The sequence below is a fragment of the Kocuria sp. CPCC 205261 genome, from assembly GCF_040981025.1.
Taxonomy (GTDB): Bacteria; Actinomycetota; Actinomycetes; order Actinomycetales; family Micrococcaceae; genus Kocuria; species Kocuria marina.
This window is the reverse complement of record NZ_JAVKPU010000001.1, coordinates 105,186-117,666: the sequence shown is the minus strand read 5'-3', so window position 1 is coordinate 117,666 and position 12,481 is coordinate 105,186. Positions and strand designations below refer to the sequence as shown.

Annotated in this window: 11 protein-coding genes; 6 read left to right on the top strand and 5 right to left on the bottom strand. The window is 67.6% G+C overall.

The annotated features are described in order from the left end of the window. Positions 1-45 precede the first annotated feature (45 nt). Positions 46-603: a hypothetical protein gene (locus RF646_RS00490; RefSeq protein WP_240919101.1), complete on the bottom strand. Its 558-nt coding sequence runs from the start codon at positions 601-603 to the stop codon at positions 46-48. Positions 604-709: 106 nt separating this feature from the next. Here RF646_RS00490 and gatC point away from each other — a divergent pair, with 106 nt between their 5' ends. The 3 genes from gatC to gatB are packed head-to-tail and all read left to right on the top strand — an operon-like array spanning position 710 to position 4,115. Then, a complete protein-coding gene (gene gatC / locus RF646_RS00485) occupies positions 710-1,006 on the top strand; it encodes an Asp-tRNA(Asn)/Glu-tRNA(Gln) amidotransferase subunit GatC (RefSeq protein ID WP_064846057.1) in 297 nt (98 codons plus the stop codon). A 2-nt stretch (positions 1,007-1,008) separates the two neighbouring features. Then, positions 1,009-2,610, top strand: a complete 1,602-nt coding sequence (gene gatA, locus RF646_RS00480) for an Asp-tRNA(Asn)/Glu-tRNA(Gln) amidotransferase subunit GatA (protein WP_368834909.1) — start codon at positions 1,009-1,011, stop codon at positions 2,608-2,610. Next, a complete protein-coding gene (gene gatB / locus RF646_RS00475) occupies positions 2,610-4,115 on the top strand; it encodes an Asp-tRNA(Asn)/Glu-tRNA(Gln) amidotransferase subunit GatB (protein WP_368834908.1) in 1,506 nt (501 codons plus the stop codon). The genes gatA and gatB overlap by 1 nt, the downstream gene beginning before the upstream one ends. An 88-nt stretch (positions 4,116-4,203) precedes the next feature. Here the strand turns inward: gatB and RF646_RS00470 are convergent, their stop codons facing one another. Further along, positions 4,204-5,526, bottom strand: coding sequence for a CapA family protein (locus RF646_RS00470; protein ID WP_368834907.1), 1,323 nt, complete (start codon positions 5,524-5,526; stop codon positions 4,204-4,206). A gap of 194 nt (positions 5,527-5,720) precedes the next feature. Between RF646_RS00470 and RF646_RS00465 the strand changes: the two genes are divergently transcribed. Further along, positions 5,721-6,560, top strand: coding sequence for a hypothetical protein (locus tag RF646_RS00465; protein ID WP_368834906.1), 840 nt, complete (start codon positions 5,721-5,723; stop codon positions 6,558-6,560). 161 nt (positions 6,561-6,721) lie between these two features. On the opposite strand, the gene RF646_RS00460 is transcribed toward RF646_RS00465, so the two are convergent. The 3 genes from RF646_RS00460 to RF646_RS00450 all read right to left on the bottom strand — a co-directional run bounded on the left by RF646_RS00460 (position 6,722) and on the right by RF646_RS00450 (position 8,320). After that, positions 6,722-7,000 (bottom strand): DUF1540 domain-containing protein, encoded by a 279-nt coding sequence (locus RF646_RS00460; RefSeq protein ID WP_035965361.1) that lies wholly within the window; start codon positions 6,998-7,000, stop codon positions 6,722-6,724. 308 nt (positions 7,001-7,308) lie between these two features. After that, a complete protein-coding gene (locus RF646_RS00455; RefSeq protein ID WP_085107151.1) occupies positions 7,309-7,608 on the bottom strand; it encodes an AzlD domain-containing protein in 300 nt (99 codons plus the stop codon). 1 nt (position 7,609) lies between these two features. Then, the gene (locus RF646_RS00450) at positions 7,610-8,320 is read right to left on the bottom strand and encodes an AzlC family ABC transporter permease (protein WP_368834905.1); all 711 of its coding nucleotides are present in this window, start codon (positions 8,318-8,320) and stop codon (positions 7,610-7,612) included. A 111-nt stretch (positions 8,321-8,431) separates the two neighbouring features. Between RF646_RS00450 and RF646_RS00445 the strand changes: the two genes are divergently transcribed. Both RF646_RS00445 and typA read left to right on the top strand, forming a co-directional pair. Next, on the top strand, positions 8,432-10,456 hold the full coding sequence (locus RF646_RS00445) for an alpha/beta fold hydrolase (RefSeq protein WP_270258039.1): 2,025 nt from the start codon (positions 8,432-8,434) through the stop codon (positions 10,454-10,456). 101 nt (positions 10,457-10,557) lie between these two features. Further along, on the top strand, positions 10,558-12,465 hold the full coding sequence (gene typA / locus RF646_RS00440; RefSeq protein ID WP_064846062.1) for a translational GTPase TypA: 1,908 nt from the start codon (positions 10,558-10,560) through the stop codon (positions 12,463-12,465). The last annotated feature ends 16 nt before the right edge of the window (positions 12,466-12,481 follow it).

Genomic DNA, 12,481 nt, shown 5'->3' with positions numbered 1-12,481 from the left:
GGTGGGCTGACGGGTCGTCCCGTCGGAGGAGGCGATGTCCGGGTCTCAGTCACGCACCGCGAACAACCACGGATCCGCTCGATCCGTGTGCGGATCGCCAAAGTTCACGAACGTGCGGCCCTTGGCCTCCACGACATTGTATTCCTGGACAACTTCCAGGCTGAGCCGTTCGCGGTGGGCGACCTCCACGATCACCGCGGTGGCACCGGAGCGGTCCGGGAGGGTGGCGGGGTAGGCCAGTGCGGCGACGAGCAATCCGGAGGCCTTCTCGCGCGCGATGTCCCGCAGTTCGGCCAGCACATCCTGGGGGGCCAGATCGTTCACGCGAGACGGGTCCACCGAATCCAGTTCGAACTCCCCGTCCTTGGCGCCGGTGACCAGGAAGGCCGGGAATGCTCCGTACTGGCGCACCTGTTCCTCCACGACCGCCTGGACGTGGCTCAGTGCGGTGTCCACGGTCTCCACGGCGGAGTCCGAGACCCACTGGCGCCACGCGTTGTCGTGATCCACGCGGGCGCGCGCGGCGTCCGCCCGGGTCATCCGGGAGGTGCCCTTGGAAGGCGTGGAGCGGCGTCGTGATGAACGGGCGGAGGACTGAGCCACGAAGTGGGACCCCTTCGGGAGATCGGCGGGAGAACGGGAGTGCTGAGTCCAGGGTAGGCGCTCGCTAGACTGGATCGGAACCAATCAGCGAATACCAGGAGCATGCATGTCTGCGATCAATCGCGAGCAGGTGGCGCACCTGGCCGAACTCGCGCGCATCGAGATGTCGGACGAGGAACTGGCCCGCGTGGCCGGTGAACTCGATCTCATCGTCGAATCCGTGGCCTCGGTCAGCCAAGCCGCCGGGGACGACGTCCCCGCCACGAGCCACCCCCTGCCGTTGCACAACGTCTTCCGCGAGGACGTGGTGGGGGAGACCCTCACGCAGGAGGAAGCCCTGAGCAACGCACCGGACAGCCAGGACGGCAAGTTCCGGGTCCCGGCGATCCTGGACGGGGAGTGAGCATGAGCGAGCGCATCGTAGAACTGTCCGCCGCGGACCTCGCGGCCAAGCTGGCTTCGGGTGAGGTCTCCTCGGTGGACGCCGTGACCGCGCACCTCGAGCAGATCGAGGCCACGGACGGCACCCCGCTGAACGCCCAGGACCGCTCACGCGGGACCGACGGGCTGAACGCGTTCCTGCACCGCAACCGCGAGGAGGCCCTGGACGTGGCCCGTGGTGTGGACGAGGCACGCGCCAAGGGTGAGCAGTTGCCCGAGCTCGCGGGTGTGCCCGTGGCGGTCAAGGACCTCATCGTGACCAAGGGCCAGCCCACCACGGCGGCGTCCCGGATGCTCGAGGGTTGGATGAGCCCGTACGACGGCACGGTGACCCGCAAGCTGCGTGCGGCGCGCATGCCCATCCTGGGCAAGACCAACCTGGACGAGTTCGCCATGGGTTCGTCCACCGAGCATTCGGCGTTCGGTCCCACGCGCAACCCGTGGGACCTGCGCAAGATCCCGGGCGGTTCCGGTGGCGGTTCCGCCGCCGCGGTCTCCGCGTTCCAGGCGCCCTTGGCTCTGGGCACGGACACCGGTGGCTCCATCCGCCAGCCCGCGGCCGTGACCGGCACCGTGGGCGTCAAGCCTACGTACGGTTCGGTGTCCCGTTACGGCGTGATTGCCATGGCGTCCTCGCTCGACCAGGTGGGCCCGTGCTCCCGCACGGTGCTCGACGCCGCGCTGTTGCACGAGGTCGTGGGCGGTCACGATCCCGCCGACTCCACTTCGCTGACGGATCCCGTGGGCTCCCACGCCCGCGCCGCGCGCGAGGGAGCCGCCGAGGGCGGGCTCAAGGGGCTGCGCGTGGGCGTGGTCCAGCAGCTGAGCGGCGAGGGTTTCCAGGCCGGTGTGCAGCAGCGCTTCGAGGAGTCCCTCGAACTCCTGCGCGCCGCGGGCGCCGAGATCGTGGACGTCCAGACGCCCAACTTCGAGTACGCGCTGGGTGCCTATTACCTGATCATGTCCTCGGAGGTCTCCTCCAACCTGGCCAAGTACGACGGCGTGCGCTTCGGTCTGCGCGTTACTCCCGAGGGCACGCCCACCATCGAGAAGGTCATGAGCGCGTCCCGCGCCGCAGGCTTCGGGGACGAGGTCAAGCGCCGGATCATCCTGGGGACGTACGCACTGTCCGCGGGGTACTACGACGCGTACTACGGTTCCGCACAGCAGGTGCGCACGCTCGTACAGCGTGATTTCGCGGCGGCGTTTGAGAAGGCGGACGTGCTGATCTCGCCCACCGCGCCCACCACCGCGTTCGACATCGGGGGCGTGGACGAGTCCGCGGATCCCATGCAGATGTACCTGAACGACATTGCCACGATCCCCACCAACCTCGCGGGGATCCCCGCGATCTCCCTGCCGGGCGGCCTGGCACCGGAGGACGGGCTGCCCGTGGGGATCCAGTTCATGGCACCGGCGCGCGAGGACGCCCGCGTGTACCGCGCCGGGGCCGGTCTGGAGCGGTTGCTCACCGAGCAGTGGGGCGGCCCGCTGTGGCGGGAACGCGCCGACGTGACCGCCACCGTTCGTGACTTTGCGGCCACTGCCGCGCAGGGAGGCAAGTGATGAGCCAGGACGTGCTGTCCTTCGAGGAAGCCCTCGAGCGCTTCGACCCCGTCCTGGGGTTCGAGGTGCACGTGGAGCTGAACACCAAGACCAAGATGTTCGATGCCGCCCCCAACACCTTTGGGGACGAGCCCAACACCAACGTGACCCCGGTGTCCCTGGGGCTGCCCGGCGTGCTGCCGGTGGTCAACGGCAAGGCAGTGGAATCCGCGATCAAGCTCGGTCTCGCGCTGAACTGCTCGATCGCGCAGAAGTGCCACTTCGCACGGAAGAACTACTTCTACCCGGACACCCCCAAGAACTTCCAGACCTCGCAGTTCGACGAGCCCATTGCGTTCGACGGGCACCTGGACCTCGAGCTGGAAGACGGCACGGAGTTCCGCGTGGAGATCGAGCGCGCCCACATGGAGGAGGACGCCGGCAAGCTGACCCACATGGGCGGGGATGCCGGGCGGATCCAGAACGCGCAGTACTCCCTGGTGGACTACAACCGCGCAGGTGTGCCGCTCATCGAGATCGTGACCAAGCCCATCGTGGGTGCGGGGGAGCGGGCACCCGAGCTTGCTCGCGCGTACGTCGCGGCGATCCGCGAGATCGTGAAGAACCTCGGGATCTCCGAGGCGCGCATGGAGCGCGGCAACGTGCGCTGTGACGCGAACGTGTCCCTGATGCCCAAGGGCGCCACGCAGTTCGGCACGCGCTCGGAGACGAAGAACGTGAACTCGCTGCGCGCCGTGGAGCGCACCGTGCGCTACGAGATCCAGCGTCATGCCGCCGTGCTCGCCGCGGGGGAGAAGGTCACGCAGGAGACCCGCTTCTGGCACGAGGACACCCGCTCCACCACGGCCGGGCGACCGAAGTCGGACGCGGACGACTACCGCTACTTCCCCGAGCCGGACCTGGTCCCGGTGGTCACCACCGCAGACTGGATCGAGGAGATCCGCACCACTCTGCCGGAGCCGCCGTCCGAGCGCCGCAAGCGGCTGAAGGCGGACTGGGGGTACACGGACGAGGAGTTCCGCGACGTCGTCAACGCGGGTGTGCTGGACGAGATCGAGCAGACCATTGCCGCGGGCGCCTCCGCCGCCGTGGCGCGCAAGTGGTGGATGGGTGAGATCGCCCGCCTCGCCAAGCAGCGCGAGGTCGAGATCGCGGACCTGCCCGTGACCCCGGCCCACGTGGTCGAACTCAACGGGCTGATCGACGGCGGCAAGATCAACGACAAGCTGGCCAAGAAGGTCCTCGGTTTCGTGGTCGACGGTGAGGGCACCCCGGCGGAGATCGTGGAGTCCCGCGGGCTCGCGGTCGTCTCCGACGACGGCGCCCTCACCGCAGCCGTGGACGATGCCATGGCCCAGATGCCGGACGTGGTCGAGAAGATCAAGGGCGGCAAGGTCCAGGCCGTGGGCGCCCTGATCGGACCGGTCATGAAGGCCACGCGCGGCCAGGCGGACGCCGGACGCGTGCGCCAGATCATCCTGGGGAAGCTCGGCGTGCAGGGCTGACGCCCCCCTCACGAGCACGGAGAAGGCCGGTTCCGGGACCCTCACGGGGTCTCGTGGAACCGGCCTTCTCTCGTGGACGTTCCGCCGCTCAGTCTTCCGTTTCCTCCGCGACCCGCCACTCCCGCAACCCGTTCGCCGTGGCCGAGTCCGTGGTGATGATCCCCGCGATGCGCTCGCGGATCTGCCGGTCCTCCTGCGGGGAGCGGCACACACCGTTGGGCTGGTCCGAGGCCGTGGAGCACCACTGGAACCGGCCGTCCTGGGTGTTGGAGCTCGGTGCCCAGGCCAGGTCGCTGACCCGCCACCCGCCGTCGTCCCCGCGCGCGAACTGGAAGCGCGTGATGAGACCCTGGTTGTTGTTCTCGTACGCCGGGGATGTCTCCGTGACGGTGTTGCCCAGTCCGTAGACGATCCACTTGCCGTTGTAGTGCTCGATGGGCTGCACGCTGTGCGAACCGTGACCGTACACAGCGTCGAACGCACCGGAATCGATCAGCGAGTGGGCCGTGGTTTTCTGGTAGGCGTTGGCGTCGTCCTGGTACTCGATGATCGAGTGCATGGCCGCGATCACCACGTCCGCGCCCTGCTGGCGCGCCTTCTTCGCCTGCGCCACGGCGCGGTCGATGTCCTGTCGCGCGGGCTGCGGCTCCTCGGCGGGGTCCCGCAGCCGGTCCACCTGCCAGTCGTGCTCCGCCCGCTGGCCGTTGAGACTGTTGGTCCCGGTGACCACGGCCACGGTCCCGGCCGGGGTCTCCAGCAGCATGGGCTCCTCGGATGCGCGCTCGGAAGTGTACGAACCGGTGTGCTTGAGGCTCGCCTCGTCGAGGGTCGCCAAGGTCCGGTTCACGCCCTCGGTGCCGCGGTCCACGGTGTGATTGGTCGCGGACGTGCACGCGTCGTAACCCGTGTTCTTGGCCGCCACGGTGATCTCCGGCGGCACACTGAAGCTCGGGTAGGCCGAGTAGGGCCCACCCTTGGGCGCCACCGGGGTCTCCATCTCGCAGATGGCCACGTCGGCCTGGTCCAGGTACGGCTTTTGACCGGCCAGCAGCGGGTCGAAGTCGAAGTGTCTGTTTTCATTCATGGCCGGGTCCACCGCGAAGTTGCGCCACAGGCCTTCGTGCAGCAGGAGATCACCGGTCATCGCCACGGTGAAGCACGCGTCCTCGGGACACTCCGGGCCCTTACCGGGCTCGCTCGCACGGGCCGTCTCGCTCGTCGCCCGGCTGGTGGCGGACGACGTCGCTGCGCCGGGATCCTGCCCCGCGTCCTCCTGGGCGTCCCCGCCCGAGGCCCCGCACCCGGAGACCAGCAAAGCCACCCCGGTCAGTGCCGCGGCCCCGGCGATCCGCGGCGAGCGTGATCGTCGGGCGGCGCGGGATGAACGGAGTCGGAGGGGTAGGGGAGGCATGCTGCGATGCTATCGCACACGTCCGTGATATGAATCACCTCCGTTTAGGTCATAAAAATCTGACCAAATTCGTCGCAAACCCTTCCGTCCACCTTTTTGGGAGGTTAGGCTTTCCTAAGTTTTGCGGATCGGGTGCGGTCGGGATGTTCTCGGCGGGCCCGGTGGGATTGGTCACAACGGAAGCGGGGACGATCGTGGGTCGAACCGACAACGGTGCACAGCTCGGGTACGTGGGCGTGCCGGGGCGAGTCGTGTCACTCGCGCACCGCATGCTCGCGGGCGCGGGCCGAGCGAACGTGGTCGCCTACCGCCTCGAGGGTCAACCTACACTGCCGTGCTTGGCGCACGGGTTCATGCCGGACGGCCGGATGGTCATGGCCGCGGCTCCCCACCCCGATGTCGCTGCGCTGACCCCGGCGGGGCAGACCGTGGACGTGCGCGTGGACATTGCCAAGTTCGCTCCGGACCCCTCAGTACGCATCGTGGCGGCCAGTGCACACTTCCTGGCGGGTCTCGAGTGGCTGACCCCGGGCGAGACCGACGAACTCCTCATGGCGGGGGAGTTGCCGGAGCTCGTGGCGACCGTGGCCGACACGGCGTCCGGGCGACTCGCGATCGTCTCCACGGCACGGGTCGTGGTTCATGACGGTTCCGGTGCCACGCCACTGAGCGTCGACCAGGTGCGGGCGTTCGGCCGCGAGCTCGGGGATTCCATTGCCGCGGTGAACACCGAAGTCGTGGCCCTGGACGCCGCGGTGTCCGTGGATCCTTTCGATCTGGCCGGGATGTGCGATGCCGCGGAGAACGGATGGATCCCCGCCCACCTGCTGACGCGTAAGCCCTCGAGCGGCGGGTGCGCTCACACCCGGAATCGGGATTTCGTGGTGGACGTGGATCTCACCGGGGTCACGGTTCTGCGCGAGGGTTCGACCGCTACCAGCGTCTACTTCGTCCCGTTCCATCGTCCGACGTCGTCCGCGCAAGACCTCGCCGACAACCTCGCATCCCTGCTGGGCACCCCCGCCGCAGCGTGACGCCGCGCCGGTACCCCAGCGGCAGCGTCACGCCCCCAGGCTGTCCGGCGGTCGTGTGAACCTGCCGGGGCTCGATCAATCACTGTAGACATGAGAGGACCGCGAGTCGCATGACTCGCGGTCCTCTCGTGTCTGCAGTTGTTACCCGGTGAACTCCGCGATCAGCGGGCTTCGTAGCTCGCGCAGTTGGCGTCCGCAGTGACCTCGATCGAGGAGGCGGTGCACAATAGGTCCTTGTTGTGTACGCACTCGAGGCGCTGGCACGCGCCCACCTGGCCGTTGGCGGTGGGCAGGCCACCGCGGGCGTCGAGCGAGATGAACGTGGTGCACGAGGCCTCGGAGCCCTGGCCGCCCACCGTGATGGCGGGGGCGGTGCAGCCGTTGTCGTTGAAGGCGCAGCCGGTGGCGGTGCAAGCGGAAACAGCGGTGAGAGTGGCCATGATCTTCTCCTGTGATTCGGGTGGTGCTCTGATCGTCGGATGAACTGATATGAACACTACGGGTGTTTTTCGGGGCGCGCCAGTAAGTTGACCCTTATGGTAAAAGGTCGTTACCTAATTGGGGTTAGGTATGCCTGAGTTTGCTGAGGGTGCACTCACCAGAATAGGGAAACAATATTTGATCTAATGGTTCGAGTGAGCTTGCGACCCCGTCGTCGGCTCATCGCAGATGCGCGCGGGGCGTGTGTGCTCACTCACTGCGCGGCGGGGCTCAGAGTTTCCGGGGCCGCTCGAATTACCTCGACAATTTACAGAAATAATCCCGACAATGAATATGCCGAGAATCCCGCGATGAATGCCATCAGGAAATTCTTGCTCACCGCGTTGACGATCACGGAAATCACCGCCGCGAGAATCAATCGGCTCAACTGCACCCCGGAATCGGCCTCCAGCAATGTATAGGCGACCAGGATCAACATGAGTCCCGCGGGGAGCAGGGCGGAGATCTCCCGCAGGTCCTCGCGATCGCGGAACCGATGGGCCAACAACACGGGGAACAGGCGCAACGAATAGGTCACGGCGGCGCACACGACGATGGCTGCGAGCATCTCAGGCGCCGCCTTCCGCGGTCTGGGACGAACGACCGTGCCGTGGGCGTTTGACGAGCACGACGCATAGCACCGCGTAGCACAGCATGGCACCGAGCAGGAACAGGTCGCGGGGCAGCAACAGCCCCACTGCCATGGAGGCCAGGGCGGCGAGCACGATCATCACGCGCTGCGAGGCCGCGCTCAGGGCGCTCACGAACAACAGGGTGAACAACCCGGTCAGTGCGAAGTCGAAACCGTCGAACGATTCCGGGATGAGTCCGCCGGCCACGGCTCCGACCGCGGCACCGAAGACCCAGTAGAACTGGGAGACGCCCTGGATCAGCATGAGCTCGTGCTGCGTGGTGGGGCGCACGCCGCTGTTGATCAGCGCATAGGCCTCGTCGGTCAGGGCATAGGGGCCGTAGAACTTGGCGAAGGGCGAACGCAACAGGTGGGTGGGATAGGAGAAGCCGTAGAAGATGTGTCGGCTGTTGACCAGCAGAGTGGTCACGGCGATCTGTAGCAGGCCCGCTCCCGCCGAGACCAATCCCACGAGCAGGAACTCGATCGAGCCCGCGAAGACCACGAGAGCCGTGAGGGGCGCCAGGTAGGGAGCGAACCCCAGCGAGACCGCATAGGCGCCGAAGGCCATCCCGAGCGGCAGGTATCCCATGGCCACGGGAACCGTGACGCGCACCGCCCACGCCAACGTCCCCTTGTCCGAACTCATGCGTTCCACTCCCATCCGCCACCGCTGCGCCACGTGGCCGAGGGCCACGTTAGTGGCTGGGGTGACACGTGGGCGCTTATGCGTGACCGGCACGTCTGTAATGTGACTCATATGACACCCCGTTATGAAACTCCCGAACAGCTCGTGGCCACCCCACGACTCACCGGATTGAGCGGACACCGGAACGGCCCGGTGATCGCCCTGCGGCAGGAACTGTCCTCAGACGGTAAGCGCTACGTCAAACACGCGTGGTCGGTACCCCGCCCGACCGACGGCCATCGTGCACCTGTCCCCCTGACCTCCGGCGATCACGGAGTCCAAGAGGTGTGCCCGGCGCCGTCGGGGGAGCTCTACTTCACGTCCGACCGGCCCATGGACGGGGACGACGAGAAGCGCTCCCGGTTGTGGTTGCTCCCCGAACGCGGCGACGCCCGCATGGTGCTGGACATGCCCGAGGGCATCTCGGACCCCAAGCTGGGCGGGGACATGCTGTTCTTCCTCTCGGGCATGCACCCGAGTGCCAAGGGTGCGGCGGACGAGCTCGCCCGCAACCGTGAACTGCACGAATTGCGTGAGGAATCCGGGGCGAGTCCCATGCTCTACGACCGCGCGCCGTTCCGGTACTGGGACCACGACCTCCCAGCCGCCGAGACCGCCCTGTGGTTCGTGGACACCGCCGCGCTCGCCGAGTCCCGGGACGCGGGGGAGGCCGTGCGCCGCGTGGATCTGCCCGCCGGGCGGTTAATGCGCTACTCGGTCGCCCCGGACGGCACCTGGCTGATCGCACAGTTGACCGCGTGGTTGCCGGAGGGCTGGGAACGGTCCCAGCTGTGGCGGGTGCCGATCACGGCAGACGGCGCCGGTCAGGCCGAACTGTTCCGGGACGCCACCGAGGAGGACTGGTGGGAGCCCGGGCCCGTCTCCCCGGACGGCAGCCGGGTCGTCCTGGAGCGGGACGTCGTGTGGCGCGACGGCGTCAACCTGCAGATCTCGCTGTGGGTCCACGACCTGAGCACGGGTCGGGACACGGAAGTGGTGCCCACAGACGAATACTGGGCGGGGGAATCCCGGTGGATCGATGACGACTCCTTCGTGTGCACGTCCGACTATCAGGGCCGGGGGATCGTGCTGCGGGTCACGTGCCCGCGGGGCGGGGACTCCTCGATCGACGTCCTGGCCGGCGGTGCCGAGCAGCCGTGGACCTATTGCGCGGTCCACCCCGTGGGGGACGCGTTCTACGGTCTGCGGGCCACCTACGACCACCCCCTCGAGGCGGTGACGTGGTCCGGTCGGGAGTTCTGCGCCGAGCCCACCCGGATCGACGGTCTCGTGCCCGACGACGCCGTCCCCGGCCGCCTCGAGGAGGTCACCACGACCGCCGAGGACGGGACGAGCATCCGCGCGTGGCTCGCGCTGCCCGAGGGGGAGGGAACCGAACACCCGTTGCTCGTGTTCGTTCACGGTGGGCCGTGGGCGTCCAACAACCAGTGGAGCTGGCGTTGGAATCCGTGGCCGTTCGTGGCCCGCGGTTATGCCGTGCTATTCCCGGACCCGGCCATCTCCACGGGTTACGGACAGGCCATGATCGACCGCGGTCAGCAGGAGCTGGGCGGGGCGCCGTTCACGGACGTGATGGCCCTCGTGGAGGCCACGACGCAGCGGGCGGACATCGATGCCCAGCGCCAAGCGCTGCTGGGCGGTTCCTACGGCGGGTACATGGCCAACTGGGTGGCCACCCAGACGGCGGACCGGTTCCGGTGCATCGTGACCCACGCGTCCCTGTGGAACTTGGACTCCATGGGTGCCACCACGGACAACACCGAGTGGCGTGAGGCCATGGGCCCGGCCCAGGCCGCCGTGTACTCACCGCACCGGTTCGTGGACCGGATCCAGGTCCCCATGCTCGTGATCCACGGGGACAAGGACTACCGGGTCCCGATCTCCCAGGGCATCGAGCTGTGGTCCGATCTGCAGCTGCGCACCCGGGTGGAGGGCCACCGGTTCCTGTACTTCCCGGACGAGAACCACTGGATCCTCAAGCCGGCCAACTCGCGGGCGTGGTACGAGACCGTGCTCGCGTTCCTGGCCGAACACGTGCTGGGTGAGGAATGGCAGCGCCCCGAACTGCTCGGCTGAGCACACGGGAGACATGCATCACGTGTGCTCCGGGTGGTGGCGGAGGGGAGTAGAATCGCCACGATTCCCCTCTGCATCCACTCATGAAGAGAGACCTGTGCATGTCTGAAACCACCACCCAGCGCGCCGATCTGCGCAACGTGGCCATCGTGGCCCACGTTGACCACGGCAAGACCACCATCGTCGATGCCATGCTCCAGCAGACGAACGCGTTCTCCAGCCACGGAGAGGTCGAGGAACGGGTCATGGACTCGGGCGACCTGGAGCGGGAGAAGGGCATCACCATCCTGGCCAAGAACACCACGGTGTTCTACGACGGCCCCGCGGCCAACGGTGAGACCATCACGATCAACGTGATCGACACCCCGGGTCACGCCGACTTCGGTGGCGAGGTGGAGCGCGGTCTGTCCATGGTGGACGGTGTCGTGCTGCTCGTGGACGCCTCCGAGGGCCCGCTGCCCCAGACCCGGTTCGTGCTGCGCAAGGCCCTCGAGGCCAAGCTGCCCGTGATCGTCGTCGTCAACAAGGTGGACCGCCCGGACGCCCGGATCGACGAGGTCGTCTCCGACACCATGGACCTGCTGCTGGGCCTGGCCTCGGACATCGCCGAGGACCACCCGGACCTGGACCTGGACGCCGTCCTGGACGTGCCCGTGGTCTACGCCTCTGGCAAGGCCGGCCGTGCCTCCACCGACCAGCCCGGCAACGGCGAGTTGCCGGACAATGAGGACCTCGAGCCGCTGTTCCGTACCATCATCGAGCACATCCCCGCGCCGTCCTACAACCCGGACGGCGTGCTGCAGGCGCACGTGACCAACCTGGACGCCTCCCCGTTCCTGGGTCGCCTGGCCCTGCTGCGCATCTTCAACGGGACGCTGAAGAAGGGCCAGACCGTGGCGTGGGCGCGTCACGACGGAACCCTCAAGAGCGTGCGCATCTCCGAACTGTTGGCCACCAAGGGCCTGGACCGGGTGCCTGCGGAGAGCGCCGGGCCCGGTGAGATCGTGGCCGTGGCCGGGATCGAGGACATCACCATCGGTGAGACCCTCACGGACCTCGAGAACCCCGAGCCGCTGCCGCTGATCACGGTGGACGACCCCGCGATCTCCATGACCATCGGGATCAACACGTCGCCCTTGGCCGGACGCGTCAAGGGCGCCAAGGTCACCGCGCGCCAGGTCAAGGACCGCCTGGACAAGGAGCTCATCGGGAACGTCTCGCTGCGCGTGCTGCCCACCCAGCGCCCGGACGCGTGGGAGGTGCAGGGCCGCGGTGAGCTGGCCCTGGCCATCCTCGTGGAGCAGATGCGCCGCGAGGGCTTCGAGATCACCGCGGGCAAACCACAGGTGGTCACCAGGACCGTGGATGGCAAGGTGCACGAGCCCTACGAGCACATGACGATCGATGCTCCGGACGAGTTCCTGGGTGCGATCACCCAGCTCATGGCCGCGCGTAAGGGCCGCATGGAGGGCATGAGCAACCACGGCACCGGGTGGGTGCGTATGGAGTTCAAGGTCCCCTCGCGCGGTCTGATCGGCTTCCGCACCAAGTTCCTCACGGAGACCCGTGGCGCGGGCATCGCGTCCTCCTACGCGGACGGCTACGAGCCATGGGCCGGGGAGATCGAGTACCGCACCAACGGTTCCATGATCGCGGACCGTGCCGGTGTGGTCACCCCGTACGCCATGATCAACCTGCAGGAGCGCGGCTCGTTCTTCGTGGAGCCCACCTCCGAGGTCTACGAGGGCATGATCGTGGGTGAGAACTCCCGCGCGGACGACATGGACGTGAACATCACCAAGGAGAAGAAGCTCACCAACATGCGCTCGTCCACGGCGGACAGCTTCGAGAACCTCACGCCCCCGCGCAAGCTCACGCTCGAGGAGTCCCTCGAGTTCGCGCGCGAGGACGAGTGCGTGGAGGTCACCCCGGAGGCCATCCGCATCCGCAAGGTGGTCCTGGACGCCAACGAGCGCCTCAAGGTCGCCCGGCAGCGGGCGCGCGCCTGATCGTGGCCGATCCTCG